We start from the raw sequence: 20,133 nt of genomic DNA, 5'->3' as shown, positions 1-20,133 counted from the left end.
TTGTTAATGAATTTGAATATCAAGTGCGTTCGGTACCGGACTGCCCGCAGACAGGCCGGCGGTGTCTCAGTGTTCATCCCGGGCCCGTGACGTTGATCGTCTATGCTCAATCAACTCGTCAATTCGGCGTTCGCTGGTGATGCACGCGAAACCATCGAACCGGGATCGAAAGACCGGTTCCGGTTGCTCGTCGCAGTCTTCGGTGTTGCAGTCGGCTGCGTTCTCGGACGAATCGGCTGGATTCAGATCCAGCTTCGGGAGTCGTACCTCAATGCACTCAACATAACGACCACAGAATACGAAATCATTCCCGCACGAGACGGCAGAATACTCACGGACACAGGAGTTCTGGCTGCTGATGAAGACCTGTACTCTGTCGAGGTCCACTATCGCTGGCTGCAGGAACCGGTCAGTGAACGGTGGTTGCAGCAACATATTGGCTCAGAGTTAACTCGCGAAGAACGACGCAACTCCGAACTGACAGCCCATGTCCGTGAACAGCGCCTGCTCGAACGAGCATCTTTGTGGCGGACCCTGCAGGAACTCTCAGGTGTTTCTGAAGAAACACTGAAAACGACACGTCAGCGAATTCAAAATCGGGTTGAACGAATTGCCACAGACGTTAATCGTCGTCATCTTAATCGGTTGCGACAACTGTCCGGCGCCGAGGTCTTGGATCACGACGCCCTTCCTGGCACGGAACCGGACAGCGTGGCACTGAGGATTGCCGCAAAAATCCGGCGAGCAATCACCACTTCGCCTCGACGAACCGGCCAGGATCGCATTGTTGTTCGGGAAGAGGAGGGCTTTCATCTTATCCTGCGAGATGTCCCTCTGGCCGATGCGGCTTCCATTCGGGCACATCCGGAGCAATTTCCCGGTACCCGGGTCACTGTCTCGACACGTCGCACCTATCCCCTGCAGTCACTGGGAAGTCATGTCGTTGGGGCGCGTACAATCCTGCGTGACGAAGAACGAAAAAAGCTCGACAGTCAGACAAGGCAGGCGCTCAGTGACTGGATTCCGCGTCACGGAAGGTCCGGCGTGGAATTCTCGTGGGACCATCGACTGCGCGGAACACCGGGACTAAAAAAAACAGTACGAAATCGTCGCCAGCAAATTGTCGAATCGTCGATCATACGAAATGCTGCGGCTGGTGGTGACGTCGTACTCACACTTGACCTGGAATTGCAGCGACGTGCAGAACGACTTCTGGCCGAAGCATTGACGGATCTGCCCCGGTCGCTGCTCCCGGACCCTGCAGAAGAGGAGAATTCATCCCGAACGACGCCGCGGGGCGGATGCCTGCTTATCATGGACGTACAGACCGGCCGGCTGCTTGCTGCAGCAAGCGCTCCGGCATTTGATCTGAAGCTGTTTACGGCGGGTACGGCGGAGCAGTGGTCTGTGGTCAACTCTGATCACCGTCAGCCGTTTCTGTCGCGTATAACATCAGTAACGCTGCCTCCCGGGTCGGTCTTCAAACCACTGGTCGGGGCTGCCGCAGTCGAAAGCGGAACACTGAATCCGGACACACCTGTTTACTGTCAGGGGTATCTGAATAATCCTGATGAGCACCGCTGCCTGATCTTTCGGCTCTACGGAACAGCTCATGAAGACATGACTCTTCACCGGGCGCTGGCTCAGTCCTGTAACGTCTATTTCTTCCGAGCGGCCCGTCGTATGGGCATTGATCTTCTGTACGACTGGTGCGTTCGCTTCGGTTTTGGTGCCCAGACGGGTATTGATCTGCCGTTTGAAAAATCAGGTCAATTACCGCCACGTCCGCGGCAAGCGTCATCGGAAGCCGATCGTCATCAGTTCGAACGTGAAACGCTGGGCCTCGCAATCGGACAGTCGCGTCTGACAGTCACTCCACTACAGATCGTCCGTATGATGGCAGCGATCGCTAATGGAGGATGGCTGGTGATCCCTCACGTTGTGAGTCCCGATGGAATCGCCAGAACAGCGGATGACATAGACGACTCACCACGTGATTTGTCACGTCACCGGATTACGGGGTTGCACCGTGAAACACTGGACGCCGTTCGCGAGGGGCTGACAGCAGCCGTGGAACAGCCGTACGGAACCGGATATTCATCTGTACGGCTCAGCGGAATGTCAGTTGCCGGTAAATCCGGAACCGCCCAGACATCACCGGGAAAACCGGATCATGCCTGGTTTGCTGGTTATCTGCCGGCAGACGCGCCCCGCTACGCCTTCGTTGTGGTGCTGGAACACGGTGGTTCCGGAAGTCGTGCAGCAGGACCTGTGGCGCGAGAAATGATTCGTTTTATGGCTGAAAATCATCTGATTGGTGCCACAGGTTTCTAGTCTGGCTGTCGCAGCACGAGGCTAACCCGACAGAAAAACCCAGAGCCTTCAACCTGGCCCGGGGTGTCTGGAAATCGACGTCATTCGCAGCTCGCCGGTCTCACCGATATCATGCTTGTTCACAAGGCGTGACACCTCCACATTTGCCTTGCGAGAGGACTCATACGAAACCACAGCCGGCAAAGACAGTGAAAAAATGATTAACCTCCAGGAACTTCCCATGAGAGTCGGAATGGGACAATTCGATGAGGTGTGCAGCGAACGGTTGCAGTTTATCAAACAGTGCGGCTGCAATGACTTTCTGTTGAACACCCCGAAGTTTCCCGGTTCGGAACGCTGGGAATACGAAGACATTGCCAAGGCCGTACAGAGTGCGAACGACGCCGGTTTACGACTGATGGCAATTGAAAACGTACCAGCCACGTTTTACGACAGGATCATGCTCGGCCAACCCGGTCGGGAAAAACAACTCGACAACATGGTCCACACGGTGCGTAATCTGGGTCGAGCGGGTGTTCCTGCCCTCGGTTATCACTTCATGCCGGGCGGCGTCTGGCGAACCGCAGACGATACACCAGTCGGGGGCGGGGCGCTGGCCACTTCGTTCGATTACGAAAAAGCAAAGTCGGTTCGACCAGGCGAAGAAACAAGCTTCAGTGTTTATGCGACGATACCGATTGATCGAGAGTACACAGATGCAGACATCTGGGACAACTACTGCTGGTACATGGAACGAATTCTCCCGGTTTGCGAAGAATCGGGAGTGCAAATGGCATTACACCCCGATGATCCACCAATCAGAAGCTTAGGCGGAGTCGCCCGAATTTTTGGAAATTTTGAAAATTTTCGACGAGCAATGGACACGTTCAACAGTCCCGTGCATGGACTTGATTTTTGCCACGGTTGCTGGTCCGAAATGCGAGCCGGCGAAGGAGTGCTGGATGCGATTCAGTATTTCGGCGAGCGTGGTAAAATATTTTACGTACATTTTAGAGACGTCCAGGGGCCGGCAGAGTGTTTTACTGAATGTCTGCTGGACGAAGGGAACTGCGATCCTGTCGAAACGATTCGCGCACTCAGACAGGTCGATTTTAACGGCTTTCTGATCCCGGATCATGTACCGCGAATGGTTGGCGATACTGACTGGTGTCACCGGGCCCGCGCCTGGACTGTCGGTTACATCAAGGCATTGATTGCCGCCATCGACAGCTAATCGAAATTTAGCCATGATCATTTGCCCGAGCAGGCAGGATTCCGTCGGGAGAAATCAGGGTCCGTGAGATACCACAAATCCACAACCAGACAGTCGTCACGGTTCAAATCACAGTGTTTACCACGACCCAGCGAACAGGATACGAATCCAGCCGCGAACCTAGTAGCCCCACCGGCAAACGCGTTACCGAATGTCGTGCGTATCCTGTTTGCACCCCCGAAGGAATCTGAGGTGGGACAGGAGGACATGTACCGACACCTGCGTCGGAAGATGGTGGACGAACAGATTGCGGTACGTGGAAGCAATGAACAACCTGTGATGGATGTTCTGCGCCGGGTGCCAGGTCACAGGTTTGTTCCCGATCACATTCAGCATTTGGTCTATCGTGTATTCGCCAGTGCCAATCGGTCACGAACATACAATGATCACAGTCGTTGATGCCAGCCACCAAATTGAACCTGAATTCCGAATCTGAATGAGTCTGTCATGAATATCGGAAAGTTCCTGACCCGGTCCGCCCGCAGTATTCCGCAGAATCCAGCCATCATACACGGCTCAAAGATGTGGACCTACGCGGAGTTCAATGAACGTGTCAATCGACTCGCCGGTGCACTGGCCGGACTGGGGGTATCCAAAGGCGATCATGTTGCACTGCTGATGTACAACGGACCACAAATGCTTGAAGCGATGTTTGCCTGTTTCAAAGCCGGATTCGGCGCCGTACCAATCAATTTTCGACTGCACCCAAATGAATTCACGTTCATTATTGATCAGTCGGAATCAAAAGTTGTTGTGGCCACGGAACAGTTCAATCTGGCGCTGAAACAACGTCAAAATCAAATGTCAACGGTGCGTCACTTCATTACGACTTCCGGCGCGGAAGAAGGATTACTGGACTACGAAACAGTACTTTCCGAATCGGTATCTGAATTTGAGGACGTCGATCTGGCACCGGACGATGTGGCCTGGCTGTTTTATACATCGGGAACAACCGGCCAGCCCAAAGGAGCGATGCTGACCCAACGTAATCTCACGGCGATGACGATGAACTGTCTGGCCGACATGTGTCCTGGCTGCGGTCCGGATGACGTCACGCTGCACGCCGCGCCGCTGTCCCACGGCAGCGGTCTGTATGCTGTTCCCAATGTCGCCAGGGCTGCTACTCACGTGATTCCCGACAGTACATCATTCGACCCGGCCGGTGTGCTGCGTCTGATCGAACAGCATCGTGTCACGAATATCTTCGTGGCTCCAACCATGCTGAAACGACTGATTGACTGTCCGGAACTCGACCATTGCGATTTAAGTTCCCTGAAATCCGTGATCTACGGTGGCGCGCCCATGCTGGCGGAGGATCTGACAACTGCCATCGCAAAGCTTGGACCGTGCCTGGTTCAGCTGTACGGCCAGGGAGAATCGCCGATGACCATCACGTACCTGCCGCACCGGGACCACGTTGTAGACGGCGATCACGATCAGAACAGGCGTCTGGCTTCTGTGGGGATCCCGCGAACCGATGTTGAAGTGGCTGTTGTCGATGAAAACGGCCACCCGCTGCCGTCCGGATCCAGCGGCGAAATTGTGACACGTTCGGACATGGTGATGAAGGGTTACTGGCAAAACACCGAGGCAACAGCAGCCTCGCTGAAGAACGGATGGCTGTACACGGGTGATATCGGCTGTTTTGACGAATACGGATATCTGTTCCTGATGGACCGCTCAAAAGACATGATCATCAGCGGTGGCGAAAATATTTATCCTCGTGAAATTGAAGAAGTGCTGGTACGGCATCCGGCTGTTCGGGAAGTGGCCGTGATTGGCGTGCCCGATCCCGAGTGGGGTGAGTCCGTCAAGGCCGTTGTGTCGACGACCTCCGGAAACTCAGTGACAGGTCAGGAGCTGATTGACTTTTGTCGCCAACATGTCTCCAGCTACAAGAAGCCGCGATCTGTCGATTTCGTTGACGAGATCCCCCGGAATAATTACGGGAAGATGATGAAGCGTGTGCTTCGCGAGAAATACACACGTAAAACATGACTGTCATAACATGAGCCGCCCATGAACCGAAACCGACAGAGAAAACTTGCACGCAACGTCGCCGTCGTGGGTGCGGGAATGTCTGCATTCGGTCTGCTCCGCGACAGGAATTCGACCGACCTGTTTCTGGAAGCATTCCGGCAAATGGCCGAATCAGTGGATAACGAATTCGATCCGTCGGTCATCGACGCGCTGTATTTCGGCAATTTCACCAACGACTTCTTCGTAGCTCAGTCGCACTGGGGAGCAGTCCTCGCTGATGCTCTGGGTCATGTTCCCCGGCCGGCCACCCGTACCGAAGGTGCCTGTGCTTCCAGCGGTCTGGCATTTCGCGAAGCGGTGTTTGCCATTGCCTCGGGGTTCTACGATGTCGTACTCGTCGGTGGCGTTGAGGACATGTCCGGTCGCTCCACTGCGGAGGTTGCCGAGGGTCTGGCGCTGGCGGCGATGCCGGGTGAACGCGAAGTCGGGTTCACCTTTCCCGGCGTATTTGGTGTCATCGCCGGTGCGTATTTCGAAAAGTATGGTGCCACACGTGAGCACCTGATGAACGTCACAATCCAAAGTCACAACAACGCTGAACTCAATCCCAAAGCTCAGCTGAACCGTTCAATCCGAAAAATCATGGAGGACAAAACACGACGTGCAGCGGACCGCGGCGAACCAGTTCCGGCGTGGTCCGATGAAAAGGAGTTTCTGCGAGACACGACAGCCAATCCTGCGGTGGCTTCGCCCATCCATCTGTTCGACTGTTGTCCGATTAGTGACGGAGCCAGCTGTCTGCTGCTGGTTGCGGAGGAGATCGCTCACAGGTTCTCAGACAACCCGCTTTACGTGGCCGGCATCGGTCAGGGCAGCGGGCACGGACTACATGCCGCCCAAGATCTCACCAGCTTCGAAGCAACGCGGCAGGCGGCAAAAGAAGCATATGACATGGCCGGTCTGGGTCCGGACGACATCCAGTTTGCCGAAGTTCACGATTGTTTCTCAATTGCCCAGATCATGCACATCGAAGACCTTGGATTCTTCGGACCGGGGGAAGGCTTCCGAGCCATCGCAGACGGGCTGACCCGGCTGGACGGTCCCAAGCCAATCAATACATCAGGAGGCCTGAAATGCAAAGGACACCCGGTCGGTGCCACCGGAGCCGCGCAGCTGGTGGAAGTCTGGCTCCAGCTGCGACAGGAAGCCGGTAACCGGCAGATTCCCAACGACAACCTGCGTATCGGAGCGGCTCACAATCTGGGCGGAACCGGCGGCACGAGCACATTCACGATTCTTGAGCGGAGATAACCGATTGAAAACTCACCCCTTCAGCGACCATTCCTTCGCTGAATTTCTCGCTGCACGCAGATTCATGGGATCCAGGTGCCTGTCCTGTTCTGTCCATTTCGTACCGCCACGATGCTACTGTCCCAAATGCCGCAGCTGGGAGATGGAATGGACAGAAATGAAAGGAACCGGAAGGCTGGTGGCAGCGACCTGCATCTCTGTTCCGCCCCCGGCACTCGAAGAAGAAGGCTACGGCCGAACGAATCCCTGTTGCACGGGTGTTGTGCAACTCGATGAAAACGTTCGTGTTGTTGCCCGGATTGAAGGTGTCAACACACAGGACCCAAAATCAATTTCCACTGGTATGCCTGTGGAAATCGTGTTTCACGATGCAAAGGCGGTATCCAGTGCCAAATCGGTTGTGACCTTCCGGCCGCGCTCGATGCCAGACGAAAGAGAGAACCGCTGAACAGCACAAGTGGCGGCATCCGTGCACCTCTTTCGTCCGGACCGACGTCGACAGACAAATAGTCACCGGCAACGGCAACGGTATCGTCCGTCTAATGACGACCGGTCAACCGATGCACACGTGCCAGAGTCCCCGTTGATCCGGCAATGCCTGCTGATACAGCGGGGTCCGGTGTATTCCAGCCTACAGCAGAACCGGGAACGGCATACGCAGAACCCGTCACAGACCGTTCAACCCACATATTCATTCAAGCAGGTAAATTCAGAACGCCGATTGCTACTCATAGCTTGCGCGTCCGTAATCATCATGAGGATCTGGCAAAGCCATCTCCTGGCCAAACTGACGTTTTCCGGCGTGCCGAAAGTCTACTGTTCGCTTAGAAATGAGCAAACAGCACAAAAACGATGACGGTTTGCGTGCCAGCCAAGGGGTAACTGGTGGCAAACATATCGGCGCAACAACGTAGTGTAAGCGCCGCTGATATTCTGTTCAGGGGGGGACAGAAGTGGTTCAGAATTGCCACAACTGCGGTCAACGATCGAAACACTCGTCACTAATGTTCGCGAAATATGTATCTGATCGTGAGGCAGCGCTGCGTTTTACGCAGACCTTGGTCACGAGTGCTGTGGGTATGTGTGCACTGTTCCTGTCGGGTTGTGCCCGAGAGCATTATCGTCTGCAGGCAGATCATGAAGTCGCATGCCTGATTGAAGAAAAGTCGAACGACGCTCGCTGGGGGCTGCGCAATTTCAACATCGATGTCGACCACAGAAGTCGCTATGCCGACATGTACGACCCTGATCACCCACCGATGCCTCCCGATGATCCGACAGCCCATCGGCTGATGCACTGCCTCGACGGGAAGAAACACTGGGACAAATGGCACGCCAACGGCAACATCACTGATCTGGAAAATCCCTACTGGAAACAGTACCTCGACAGTGCGACCGTTCGTAATGAACAGGGTGAGATGTTGTTCACGCTGGAAGATTCGGTGAAACTGGCACTGATCCATTCTCCTGACTGGCAGGAACAGCTGGAAACACTTTATTTTTCGGCTCTGGATGTCAGTTCGGAACGATTCCGGTACGACGTGCAGTTCTTTGGCGGAACAGGAATCAGCTCCACACATCTCGGCAGGAAACGTCCAGGCGGAGAAAGTAACCTTCTGGCAATTAACACAGATTCGGGTTTCAGTCCTGCCACGTTCAATCGTCGAATGGCGACCGGCGGACAGCTCCTCGTCGATTTTGCAAATTCATTTACGTGGGAATTTTTCGGACCGGATTCCAGTACCGCACAATCAACCCTTGGTTTCACGTTTTTACAGCCACTTTTAAGGGCCGGAGGACGAGAGTTTGAGCTCGAACGACTGACGATTGCTGAACGAGCGTTACTGGGCAATCTCAGGTCACTGCAGCGATATCGTCAGGGATTTTTCACCCGAGTGGCCATCGGTGATTTGGGTGTCAGCGGGCCGCAGCGACGAGGCGGCTTTCAGGGAGGAACCGGGCTCACCGGATTTTCCGGCCAGGGACAAGGCGGTTTCGGCGGCGTCGGCGATGCAACAGGGTTCGGTCGCGCATTCGGAGGAGGAGGCGGGGGCACCGGAGGAGCTGACGGCGGGGCCGGATTCGCCGGTGGTGGGGCCGGAACAGTTGGAGGATTTATGGGATTGCTTCAGCAGATTCAGCAGATTCGTAACACGGAAGACAGCCTGAATGCCCAACTCCAGACCCTGGCGCTGCTGGAATCCAACCTGGAAGCAGGCCTGATTGATATTGCGCAGGTGGATCAGTTCCGCCAAAATATTGAAACCGAACGCGCCAATCTGCTTCAGTCACTCAACGCCTTTGCGACCACGCAGGACCGATTCAAACGCACCACACTGGGATTGCCGCCGAATCTGGAACTGACGCCGGACGATACGATCATCCGTCAGTTTCAGCTCATTGCTCCTGAGCTGACTGAGCTGCAGACACAAATCACCGCCTATATCGGAAACTTTGGAGAATTGCCGGAACGTCCGGCTGACGAGCAGCTGAAGTCCGCATTTACCCAGGTCCGCAGATTTGTGAAACTCGTGGGTGAGCACCTGGAACAACTGCCGTCAGAACTTCAGGCTCTCGATCAGGTGGTTCCGGAACGGAGCCCGACTCTACGTGGTAAAGAACTTCGGCAACTCAAAGGCCTGCGAGAGAGGCTGGAGACCGAACTTGTGTCACTTCAGGATCGGCTGCTGCAGACCGGTTCGCAGCTCGAGAAACTGGCATCCAGCCTGACGGAAGACCGTCGTGAGACCGTCGCTGACGGCGTTGTGGAAGTTCTGAACGAAGTTGGTGCCATTCTTGGTGAAGGATCCCTGGTTCAGGCACGCACTCGTCTGGAAATGATCATGGTTGATCCGATTGATCTGACATCGGAAACGGCACTGGAAATCGCCCGCACCAACCGACTGGACTGGATGAATAACCGGGCAGCACTCGTCGATTCATGGCGACTGATCGAGTTTAATGCCAACGCATTGAAATCTGATCTGAGTATTCGGTTCGACGGTGACATGAGTACACGTCGAAGCAACCCGGTGAAATTCGACGGACAAACGGGATCTCTAAGTGCGTCAGTACGTCTGGATCCGCCTCTGACCCGACTGCTGGAACGCAATAGTTTCCGACAGCAGTTGGTGGAATATCAGCAGGCCAGAAGACAGATGATCCAGTTTGAAGATCAAATCATGCAAAACACTCGGGATTTGATCCGTGGCCTCAAACAGTTGTACAACAATCTGGAAATTCAGCGTCGCGCTGTGGCGATCGCGATTCGTCGCGTTGATCAGACCCGCGAGGCACTGAATCAGCCAGTGCCACCCGCCGAACCCGGGCAGCTTCCACAGTCGTTTGGTCCAACGCTCGCACAAAATCTTTTGTTCGCACTCTCCGACCTTCGAAATTCACAAAACAATCTGATGAGTGTGTGGCTCAACTACCACGCAACCCGGATGCAGCTCTACCGAGAACTCGGAATCATGCAGATCGACGCCGGTGGATTATGGATTGACGTACCGATTCATGAACTCCTGTCGCCTGCTGAAGCAGCAGGCGAGAATCAGCAACTGCCGCCGGCGGTCCCGCATCAGTGGCTCCCGCCGGAACGTCAACATGCGGACAGTGAACAGGCCTCCACAGGAAAAGTTCAACAGGATCCGGAGTTCATGCAGAACAACAGCCGTACAGGTTCTTCTGCTGGCGAATCCCGCCAGGCGATGAACGGGAGAGCAGGAAGGCAAATTGCCCGTCGCGTTTTCGAATCCGAATATCGAACGACTGCACTGTCAGAAAACACACCTGAAGCAGATATAATGCCGGGCTCATCAGGCAACCGAGGTCAGATGGGATTCCGGGAAGATCTCAATTTGTCGCTGTCCACAACGTCCGGAACCAAATGAAAACACCGGCAGCGAAATCGTCTGTCCGAGCTTTGTTCTGATACACTTCCGGTTATCCGGACCGTAGAATACGGAAGTCTCTGTACGCGCAGACGTCTCTGAGCTGCGCAATCCTTCCGCATCGCCGGCATGGGAACCACTGTTATGAAAACTTTCGAACCACAGGTGCAAAAACGTGCCTTACAGGCATCACACCGTCGAGGGAGCAGTGGTACCACAGCAATCGGATTACTGCTGCTGTTTGGCCTGATCGGCGGGGGAGCCTTCGTCTGGGCCACCCTTGGCGGGAGTATCGCGAACGACGGAGAAAATGGAATTCTGCTGTATACCGTCGCCAGAGATGACATTCTCGTAACAGTCAACGAAGACGGAAACGTCGAAAGTGCGGACAACATTGACGTAAAATGTTCGATCAGTGGCGGCAGTACGATTCTGTGGATCATTGAAGATGGCACGACGGTCAAAGCCGGCGATGAAATCGTTCGGCTTGATACGTCAAACATCGAGGACCAGCTGAACTCACAAAAGATCACTTTTGAAAATGCGAATGCCACAAAAATACAGACTGCCGAAGATCATGAGGCTGCCATCCTCGCCGTCAACGAATACCGGGAAGGAACTTTTGTTGAGGAGTTGAAGCAGGCTGAAGCGGATATTCGGATTGCACAGGAAAATCTGCGGTCCGCCGAGAGTCTCCTGGTGTTCACAAAGAAAATGGTGCGTAAGGGGTTCGCAACTTCGCTGCAGCGTGAGGCCGATCAGTTTGCTGTCGAACGAACAACGCTTGATCTGGAAGCAGCAGAAACCCGGAGAAAAGTGCTCGTCGAGTTCACAAAGGAAAAAACCCTTAAAGACCTGGAAGCAAAACGAGAAGCGGCTGCGGCACAGGCTCGGGCAAATCAGGCAGCATTCGACCTGGAAAAAGCCCGCCTGGAACGACTCAGAAAGCAGTTTGAAAACTGTGTGATTCAGGCGCCGCAAAATGGAATGGTTGTGTACGCCAATAATACCGGTCGCAGTCGCTTTCGTGGCAACCAGGACGTCCAGATTGAGGAAGGGGCCACCATTCGCGAACGACAGACAATCATCCGACTGCCCGACCTGTCACGGATGCAGGTGCGGGTGACTGTCCATGAATCAAAAATTGATCAGCTGCAATCCGGAATGCCGGCTCGAATCGTGATCCAGGATGTCGAATACAGGGGACACGTGGTTTCCGTAGCCAGCCAGCCGGAACCCACCAGTTTCTTTTCAGCGAATGTCAAAGAATATGCAACAATTGTGGCAATTGAAGGAGAGTCGATGACTCTGCGTCCTGGTATGACGGCCCATGTGGAGATTCTCGTTGCCAATCTGAAGGATGTGCTGACAGTGCCTGTGTCGTCGGTTGTGGAACAGCGAGAGTCGTACTTCTGCTGGGTCAACAAAGACGATGGAATTCACAAACAGGAACTGGAGCTCGGCCGCACCAACGACAAGATCGTCGAAGTGCTCGAGGGTGTGGACGAAGGCGATCAAGTACTGCGGAATCCAAGAACCGTCATCGACGAAGCTGTCAGAGAGGCGCCTCAGGGGGATTCCGAACGAGACCGATCACAGTTCGGCAGTGAAAACACACCGGACGAAACCGGCGAACCACGGTCCGGTTCGGAAGGTCCGGCAGCCACCCGGACTGAAAACAGTACGTCACGTTCCACTTCCGGCGGACAGAGCACGCTGCCGGAAACGGGACGGGAGTACATCGCTCAGTATGACAAAGATGGTGATGGCAAGGTTGCGCAGTCGGAACTGGATGAACAGTCTCAGCGGTCTGCGCAATTCTGGTTCAGTCACGTGGACTCAGACGGAGACGGTGCGCTGAATGAAACAGAAACCGACACGATGCTTGAAAGTCGACGACGATTTGCCGGTGGTGGTGCAGGACGACCTCCCGGTACACAACCCGCTGATAGGGACGGGACATCGGATCGCGGTCGCCCCGGTAATGCGGGAGGAGGCTTCGATCTGATGCAGTACGACAGCAATGGCGATGGTCAAGTCTCCAAAGAAGAAGCTCCGGAGCGTATGCGGTCTTTCTTTGACCGCATGGACACCGATGGCGACGGTGGAATCACAAACAAGGAAATTGAAGAATTGCGACAGCAACGTGGACGCTGAGATTTGCAGGTCGAAATTGAGGGAAAGCCGCCGACAGTAAGTCGGGGCCAGGCCGAAACACGAAGAATCTTACCTGTCCACAACACGGACGGTTTGTTTTTCGGACCGTCGAGATACCATCGGAAAAATTATCGTCGCAACAAGGTCGTATTCTGTGTTCCAACGACTTGTCCACACACTGCTTTACAGTTTCAAGAGCCTTCTGCTGCATAAACTGCGCGCCGGTCTGGCGGTGCTGGGAATCCTGATCGGAGTCACGGCCGTCATCTGGCTGGTCGCACTGGGAGAGGGTGTGAGCTATCAGGCTCAGCAGCAGATCAAGGAACTTGGCGCAACAAACATTATCCTTAAGAGTGTCAAGCCGTCGGCGAGTTCATCCTCAGGTCGTAGTATCATTGTGGAGTACGGACTGACCAGAAACGACTACGATCGAATCATGGACGGAGTTCCAACGATCAAACGCGCGGTCCCGATGCGGGAAATCATCAGCAATGTCCGGGCCGGAACCCGTGATGCTGACGTCCACCTGATTGGATGCACGGCCGCGTGGTTCGACATCAATTCTCTGAGCAGTGTACGAGGTCGGATTCTGACAGACCACGACGTCGAAGAACGTCAGAACATAGCCGTCATTGCTGCCGAAACCGCGGATTTGCTGTTTGGCTATGAAAACCCCGTTGGTAAAACGATCGAAATCACAGCCAACAATCGAGTGGACGTTTACCTTGTCGTCGGACAGACAAAGAGTCGCATGCCGTCTGCTTCCATTGGCAGCAGCCTTGAAGGCCGTGATTACAACCAGGACGTTTATATTCCCCTGTCAACGTTTCGTTCCCGAATCGGTGACCAGATCGTAACATCCAGAACAGGCAGCATGGAGGGCGAACTGGTTGAACTCAGCCAGATTACTGCAACCGTTGGTGACCTGTCCGATGTCGACGATGCATCCGACATTATTGAGGTTCTGCTTGATAAATATCACGGCAGCAAGAGTGACTTCTCGATCACGGTTCCCAAAGAGCTTCTGAAGCAGGCCGAAATGCTCAGAAAGATGTTCAACGTCCTGCTGGTCGTCATCGCCGGAATTTCTCTGCTGGTCGGCGGGATCGGAATCATGAATATCATGCTGGCGACAGTAACGGAACGTACCAGAGAAATTGGCGTGAGGCGTGCCATGGGGGCCAGTCAGACCGACATCATTGAACAGTTCCTCGCGGAAACGATGGTCCTGTCCGGTCTAGGCGGAATTGTCGGTGTCGTTTGTGGTTTTTTGTGCGGGCCGGCAACCTTTGCTGTTCTGTGGGCAATAGAGAACTGGCGTCCGGAGGTCTGGCGATCTCTTCCACCCACCATTCAGCAGCTGCAACCCATCATTGCACCGTGGTCAATCATGGCCGCATTTTTTATTTCTGTTGGAGTCGGCGTTTTGTTTGGTCTGTATCCGGCGCGACGTGCAGCACTCATGGATCCCATTGAAGCGCTCCGGCACGAATAACGCGTCTTTCAAACACCGTTCTCTGTATGCAAGGTCCTACATTCATGGAACTCGCCGGACAGATTGACAACCTGCACAAGTACTACGACCTCGGCAGTCAGGTCGTGAAAGCACTGCGGGGAGTCACCGCTGAATTTCCTGGCGGCGACTTTGTGGCCATCATGGGTTCGTCCGGCAGCGGCAAAAGCACTCTGTTGAATATTCTTGGCGGCCTCGATCGCCCGACCTCCGGCCGCTACGTCATCGCAGGAAATGATGTCTCAACACTTACGGATCACGAACTGTCGGCTATTCGCAACAGGCTTATCGGTTTTATCTTCCAGTCTTATAATCTCATTTCACAGTTTACTGTTCTGGAAAACATCCAGATGCCGCTGAGCTATCGTCCCGGCAGACCACGAATGACTCGGAAAGATATCGACTGGTGCACGGAACTGGCGCATCAGGTTGGACTCAGCGACCGGCTTGATCATCGTCCCAGCCAGCTGTCCGGCGGACAACAGCAGCGAGTGGCGATCGCCCGGGCACTGGTCAACGGTCCGGCGATCATTCTGGCCGACGAGCCAACCGGAAACCTGGATTCCTCAACATCCGCCGAGATTATTCAGATACTGCATCGACTGAACGCCGAAGGGCGCACCATCATCATGGTGACACATGAACCGGAAATCGCACGTGAAGCCAAACGACAGATCTACATGAAAGACGGCATAATTGCCGGCGACGGAATTTTTCCGGGATAAGCGTTGTGCAGAAACAGCTGTCTGCAGGGTTCGATCTGTGACTTCAGAAACAGTTCGAACAGCGGCGCCGCACAAAACGGCTACGCTATGATCTCGTGAATGACCCTGCCGTGAACGTCCGTGAGGCTCATGTCGCGACCTCCGTAACGGTACGTCAACCGTTCATGATCCAGACCAAGCAGGTGCAGGATCGTGGCGTGCAGATCAAACACAGACACAATGCCTTCGACGGAATGCATACCAAGTTCGTCTGTGACGCCGTGCACAGTGCCACCTTTGATACCGCCACCGGCCAGCCAGACAGAAAACCCTCCGACATGATGATCGCGACCGTCTCCATTCTCGGTATGGGGTGTGCGGCCCATCTCTCCGGCAAACAGGATCAGCGTGTCCTGCAGCAGGCCACGACATTTAAGATCAGTGATCATAGCGGCAATCGGCTGGTCAACGACCAACGCATTGCGCTCATGGTTAGCCTTCAGATCTTCGTGCTGGTCCCACGACCCAACAGACATCTCCAGGGGGTTTGCGGTAATTTCAACGAATCGAACGCCCTGCTCCACCAGTCGCCTCGCTCTCAGGCACTGGGTGCCGTACAGCCGCAATTGTTCGTCATCAGATTCGACACCGTACATTTGCCGGGTGCTGAGTGTTTCTTCTGACAGATCCAGCAGATCGGGAACAGATGACTGCATCAGATAGGCCATTTCGTAGTTGCGAATCGCTGATTCGATACTGTCGTCACTTCTGCCCAGTGCGGTACTGAAGTCACGGTCCTGACGACCCAAAAAATCAAGTTTAGCCCGCTGCACGTCTCGTGATGCTCCAGCCGGAACGATGTTTTCCACCGGAACTCCCTGTGCCCGAATCGGCGTTGCCTGGAAGTCTGCCGGGAGATAGCCGTTGGCATAATTTTCGCGTCCACCGGGCGGTACTTTGCCATTCTCCAGCAGCACATATCCCGGCAGGTTACGGTTTTCGCTGCCAAGCCCGTAGGCAATCCATGATCCAATACTCGGGGAACCGGCCCGCAGTCGCCCGGTGTGCATGAACAGATTGCCGGCTGCGTGCAGCGGCAGTTCTGCAACCATCGAACGCACAACCGCAATATCATCGATGCAACCGCCTGTGTGTGGAAACAGTTCGCTGACAGGAATACCCGACTCACCGTGGGGCCGAAACTTCCACGGACTCTTCAGCCAAGTACGGCTGCCGTTGTTTTGCGATTTTTTTTCGTGACTCAGATCACCAACCGACCGACCATCATATTTTTCGAGAGCCGATTTTGGGTCGAATGAATCAACATGGGAAACACCTCCGGCCATGAAACAGAAAATCACACTTTTCGCAGCGGCAGGATGGTGCTGGACAGCTCCGTCAGAAAGTCCCGCATAAGCACGATCTGCCAGCAGCGACGACAGAGCCGTCAGACCAAATCCGTTGGAAGCGTTGCGAAGCATGTCTCGCCGGGAACACAGGCCCAAGTGACCGGTGAAAGGTCCCCGCGCGTGGTATCTTGTGAGACTATCGGACATAGACCAGTTCTTTCATGTTCAGTATTGCATGCGCCACATCCTGCCAGATCACCGGGCTGGACAGAATATTTTCCGGCGGCACCCCGTGCAGGTCTGCCAGCTGATTCACAAAACTGAGCATTCGACGCTGTTCCCGAAAATCGGCAGAACGGGACAGCGCCTGCAGAAAAAGATGGTTGATTCGATCCACAATGGAAGCATCATCCCTGGTGGCCAGAACCTTCCCCCACCTGACTGATTGCCCGATAATAAACGGATCATTTAGCAGCGCCAGCGCCTGAGCCGGAACATTGGTTTGATCACGACGGCCACGTGTGGCTGTCTGATCAGGCATATCGAACAGCTCCAGAAATCGTGGTCCCTCCATACGAGTGATTTTTAGATAAACACTTCGACGCCCGTCCCCGTCCAGTGGACCTGAGTAAAGCTTCCGATGCTCCTTTGGCTCCGGTCGATGCGGGTGAATACCCGGACCAAACTGCGTCCGGTTCAGTCCCCCCGTGACGGCCAGAATTGTATCGCGAATGGCTTCTGCTTCGAGTCGTCTTACAGGAAAGTGATGCAGGAGCCGATTCTCCGGGTCAACCTGCATGGATTCCGAAGTCGACACACTGGACTGACGAAATGTTCGGCTTGTCACAACCTGCCTAATCAGTCGTTTCACCGACCAGCCGTTGCTGACAAATTCGGAGGCAAGGTAGTCCAAAAGTTCCGGATGTGAAGGACGTTCTCCCAGATGACCAAAGTCATCCGGGGTACGCACCAGGCCTGCACCGAACAGATAGTGCCAGACACGATTCACCATCACCCGAGCAGTCAGAGGATTCTTTGCACCGGCAATCAATTCTGCCAGTTCCCGTCGCCCGCTGCCAATCGACTCAAACGGGCGTCTGGTTCCGGAAACAACTTCAAGATAACGCCGCGGTTCAGGCGCCCCGGGCGTAACGGGGTTCCCGCGAACGAGTAGCGGAGACTCAAACCCGGTTCCGTGATCGGCCATCCCGGCAACCACCCGTGGCAGCGGCATTTGTGACTCAACGTCACGATACTCCTGAACCAGTCGATCCAGCTTTTCATTCCACTGCAGTGAATTCGGAAGCAGATCGACCGACAGCATCCAGTTAATCCACCGAACGTCCTCGTCCGTGGTGGTCCCGGCTTTCCAGCTGGCAACAGCATCAGTACAGATGTCGCGAAAGATACCCGCCACCTCAGCCGGATCCCTGGGCTCCGATGCCTCAAACAGTGGAAGCAGATGCCCGAGTTCTGTCTGAGGTGGACCGCTGCAGTCGTGCACAACAGCGTCCACAACTCCGAACCACGAACGAGGAGAAGCAAGAAGAGCTTCGTCCTTTCCCGCCATCCCCGGTCGGTCGGGCCAGCGAACGTTGTCAGATTTGGTGGTCAATTCAACAAACGCCCGATGTGACTCATCAACACGCGTCGGGTATGTCTGCCACCGGAACTGGTCATCACTGAGATATTTCACACCTCCACCGACGTATTCGTTGAGGGCACAGCTGTCGACAACCGGACGGATCATGCTCAGCCCGCCACCCAGAAAACGGACACTTACATTCCTGTAATCTCCTGGCATACAGGAAGACTGAACCGTTCCATTGAGCCGACTGGAAAGCAAGTGCGTATAAATGCCGGCTGGCAGAACAGCCGACACCACCGAGTCATCCGTCAGGGCCACCACGAACTCCCCGGAACGCGAGAGCTGGTTCTGCGGTCCAAGTCCGGCAGCAGACCATCCGACCGGGTGCTCTTCATCAAATGACCACCACCGCCTGAAGTTCCGAGCGTTGAAATCTGCCCGTTCCGACTGAATTTTTTGACAGGAGATTCCTGCTTCCCGCCAGGCGACACGCAGTGCCTGTTCAGTGTTGGTCCCGGCCACCTGCTTCAGGATCGATGACGGATCCTCCACGGCAATCTCATCAGCGGCCAACTGCTGCGCCAGTGCCGCTGCAGGTTGACGAACCTCCGTCTCCCGGTCAGGTCGTAACACGTCGAGTATTAAACCATCGACATCGCCGAGTGACTGAATCCACTGACCGGCCAGCTGCTCACGGATCTGCTTTTTCAGAGATCTGAGCTGCTGCACCTGGTTTCGGATGCGCTCCGGTGTGTCGATTGTCTGTACAACCTGACGAGAGCTTTCCAAAATGCCAGCCAGTGCGTAATAGTCACGCGTTGAGACAGCATCAAATTTGTGATCATGGCACCGGGCGCAGGAAACCGTGGTTGCCTGGAAAGCCTTGGTGAACGTATCAATCTGGTTGTCAAGTGCGTCAAACCGAATCTCCGGGAATGTGACACAGTTATCGTGGCCGAGTTCCCCGAAACGCCAGAACGCTGTTCCAATTACAGACTCGTTAATGTTCAGTTCAGAATTGATCCGTGGTGAGTCAAGCAGATCACCGGCGATGTGTTCACGGACGAACTGATTAAAAGGAACATCGTCGTTGAAGGCTCGAATCAGATAGTCACGGTACTGCCACGCATCACGGATTTCGTGGTTCCATTCATACCCATGGGTTTCAGCAAACCGGACGACGTCCATCCAGTGCCGGGCCCAGCGTTCGCCAAAATGAGTAGATTCAAGTAAACGCTCTACAAGGATTTCATAACCGGTCCCGGGATCCACGGCCATAAGCGATTCAAACTCAGCGACTTCGGTCGGCATGGGTGGCAGACCGGTGAGAATCAGACTCAGACGTCTCAGCAGCACATGCGGTTCGGCATCAGGGGCCGGCTTGAGCTCTGCATCCCGGCATCGCACCTGAATGAACCGGTCGATGGGATGATCCGACCAGGAATGATCAGCGGATTCCGGCACCGCTGGTTCCATAACATCCTCCAGACTCCACCAGTCACGACGGCTCTCCAAACTCAGTTTCCAGGACAGATCGGCAACCTCATCGGGCCCTGGAGGGTGATCGCGAGGATCAGGTGCACCCATCTGAATCCATTTCACGAAGTCGGAAATGATACTGTCCGGCAACCTGGAATCCGGAGGCATTTCCAGAGACTCGTACTGCAGCGCCTGGATCAGCAGTGACTCAGAAGGGTTGTCGGGAACAACCGCAGGTCCGTTCTCGCCTCCCCGTCGGATACCTTCACGGCTGTCAAGCTGCAATCCGCCTTTGAGTTCCTTCGCAGCAGATGAGTGGCATTCGTAACAGTGTCGAATGAGTACCGGCCGGATGCGTTTTTCAAACAGCTCAAGGCCCTGCGGGGTCTGGGGACGACCGGCGTTTGCATAAACACTAAGGAGACAGGACACCGCTGCCCAGGAAGCAGTCGTGACAATGAGCCGATGCTGACTCATGTTTTTCCTCAGGCCGGATGGATATGTGGGCGAGTTATCGTATCCAGCGCTAACGCCTCAACGGCCGGCTCAGGAACAATGCGGCGCTACGCGCAG

12 protein-coding genes are annotated in these 20,133 nt (G+C 54.8%); 10 read left to right on the top strand and 2 right to left on the bottom strand.

The window, feature by feature from the left end; translation table 11 throughout:
* The first annotated feature begins 102 nt into the window (after positions 1–102).
* The 10 genes from MK110_15495 (at position 103) to MK110_15450 (ending at position 15,165) form a co-directional block, all read left to right on the top strand.
* Entirely contained in the window at positions 103–2,334 is a 2,232-nt protein-coding gene (locus tag MK110_15495; GenBank protein ID MCH2212707.1) for a hypothetical protein, read from the top strand.
* 196 nt (positions 2,335–2,530) lie between these two features.
* Positions 2,531–3,547, top strand: coding sequence for a mannonate dehydratase (locus MK110_15490; protein MCH2212706.1), 1,017 nt, complete (start codon positions 2,531–2,533; stop codon positions 3,545–3,547).
* 231 nt (positions 3,548–3,778) lie between these two features.
* Positions 3,779–3,985 carry a hypothetical protein gene (locus MK110_15485; protein ID MCH2212705.1) on the top strand — a complete coding sequence of 69 codons (207 nt, stop codon included), beginning with the start codon at positions 3,779–3,781 and terminating at the stop codon, positions 3,983–3,985.
* 48 nt (positions 3,986–4,033) lie between these two features.
* Positions 4,034–5,584: a long-chain fatty acid--CoA ligase gene (locus MK110_15480; protein MCH2212704.1), complete on the top strand. Its 1,551-nt coding sequence runs from the start codon at positions 4,034–4,036 to the stop codon at positions 5,582–5,584.
* 21 nt (positions 5,585–5,605) lie between these two features.
* Positions 5,606–6,877, top strand: a complete 1,272-nt coding sequence (locus MK110_15475) for a hypothetical protein (GenBank protein MCH2212703.1) — start codon at positions 5,606–5,608, stop codon at positions 6,875–6,877.
* Positions 6,878–7,019: 142 nt separating this feature from the next.
* The gene (locus MK110_15470; GenBank protein ID MCH2212702.1) at positions 7,020–7,325 is read left to right on the top strand and encodes an OB-fold domain-containing protein; all 306 of its coding nucleotides are present in this window, start codon (positions 7,020–7,022) and stop codon (positions 7,323–7,325) included.
* 556 nt (positions 7,326–7,881) lie between these two features.
* A complete protein-coding gene (locus MK110_15465) occupies positions 7,882–10,770 on the top strand; it encodes a TolC family protein (GenBank protein MCH2212701.1) in 2,889 nt (962 codons plus the stop codon).
* A gap of 144 nt (positions 10,771–10,914) precedes the next feature.
* Complete coding sequence (locus MK110_15460; GenBank protein ID MCH2212700.1) at positions 10,915–12,927, top strand: HlyD family efflux transporter periplasmic adaptor subunit; 2,013 nt, start codon at positions 10,915–10,917, stop codon at positions 12,925–12,927.
* Positions 12,928–13,081: 154 nt separating this feature from the next.
* A complete protein-coding gene (locus MK110_15455; GenBank protein MCH2212699.1) occupies positions 13,082–14,422 on the top strand; it encodes an ABC transporter permease in 1,341 nt (446 codons plus the stop codon).
* Positions 14,423–14,466: 44 nt separating this feature from the next.
* Positions 14,467–15,165, top strand: a complete 699-nt coding sequence (locus MK110_15450) for an ABC transporter ATP-binding protein (GenBank protein ID MCH2212698.1) — start codon at positions 14,467–14,469, stop codon at positions 15,163–15,165.
* 80 nt (positions 15,166–15,245) lie between these two features.
* Here MK110_15450 and MK110_15445 read toward each other — a convergent pair whose 3' ends face one another.
* Positions 15,246–16,700, bottom strand: coding sequence for a DUF1501 domain-containing protein (locus MK110_15445; GenBank protein ID MCH2212697.1), 1,455 nt, complete (start codon positions 16,698–16,700; stop codon positions 15,246–15,248).
* Complete coding sequence (locus MK110_15440; protein MCH2212696.1) at positions 16,690–20,037, bottom strand: PSD1 and planctomycete cytochrome C domain-containing protein; 3,348 nt, start codon at positions 20,035–20,037, stop codon at positions 16,690–16,692. Before MK110_15440 ends, MK110_15445 begins: the two co-directional genes overlap by 11 nt.
* Between the last annotated feature and the right edge of the window lie 96 nt (positions 20,038–20,133).

Source organism: Fuerstiella sp. (assembly GCA_022447225.1).
Taxonomy (GTDB): domain Bacteria; phylum Planctomycetota; class Planctomycetia; order Planctomycetales; family Planctomycetaceae; genus S139-18.
The sequence above is the reverse complement of the archived record's forward strand: the minus strand, read 5'-3'. Positions and strand labels throughout refer to the sequence as shown.

Bases quoted from the DNA above. Each gene is read 5' to 3' on its own strand.
- MK110_15495 (MCH2212707.1), top strand. From the start codon at position 103: ATGCTCAATCAACTCGTCAATTCGGCGTTCGCTGGTGATGCACGCGAA.
- MK110_15490 (MCH2212706.1), top strand. From the start codon at position 2,531: ATGATTAACCTCCAGGAACTTCCCATGAGAGTCGGAATGGGACAATTC.
- MK110_15480 (MCH2212704.1), top strand. From the start codon at position 4,034: ATGAATATCGGAAAGTTCCTGACCCGGTCCGCCCGCAGTATTCCGCAG.
- MK110_15475 (MCH2212703.1), top strand. From the start codon at position 5,606: ATGAACCGAAACCGACAGAGAAAACTTGCACGCAACGTCGCCGTCGTG.
- MK110_15470 (MCH2212702.1), top strand. From the start codon at position 7,020: ATGGAATGGACAGAAATGAAAGGAACCGGAAGGCTGGTGGCAGCGACC.
- MK110_15465 (MCH2212701.1), top strand. From the start codon at position 7,882: ATGTTCGCGAAATATGTATCTGATCGTGAGGCAGCGCTGCGTTTTACG.
- MK110_15460 (MCH2212700.1), top strand. From the start codon at position 10,915: ATGAAAACTTTCGAACCACAGGTGCAAAAACGTGCCTTACAGGCATCA.
- MK110_15450 (MCH2212698.1), top strand. From the start codon at position 14,467: ATGGAACTCGCCGGACAGATTGACAACCTGCACAAGTACTACGACCTC.
- MK110_15445 (MCH2212697.1), bottom strand. From the start codon at position 16,700: ATGTCCGATAGTCTCACAAGATACCACGCGCGGGGACCTTTCACCGGT.
- MK110_15440 (MCH2212696.1), bottom strand. From the start codon at position 20,037: ATGAGTCAGCATCGGCTCATTGTCACGACTGCTTCCTGGGCAGCGGTG.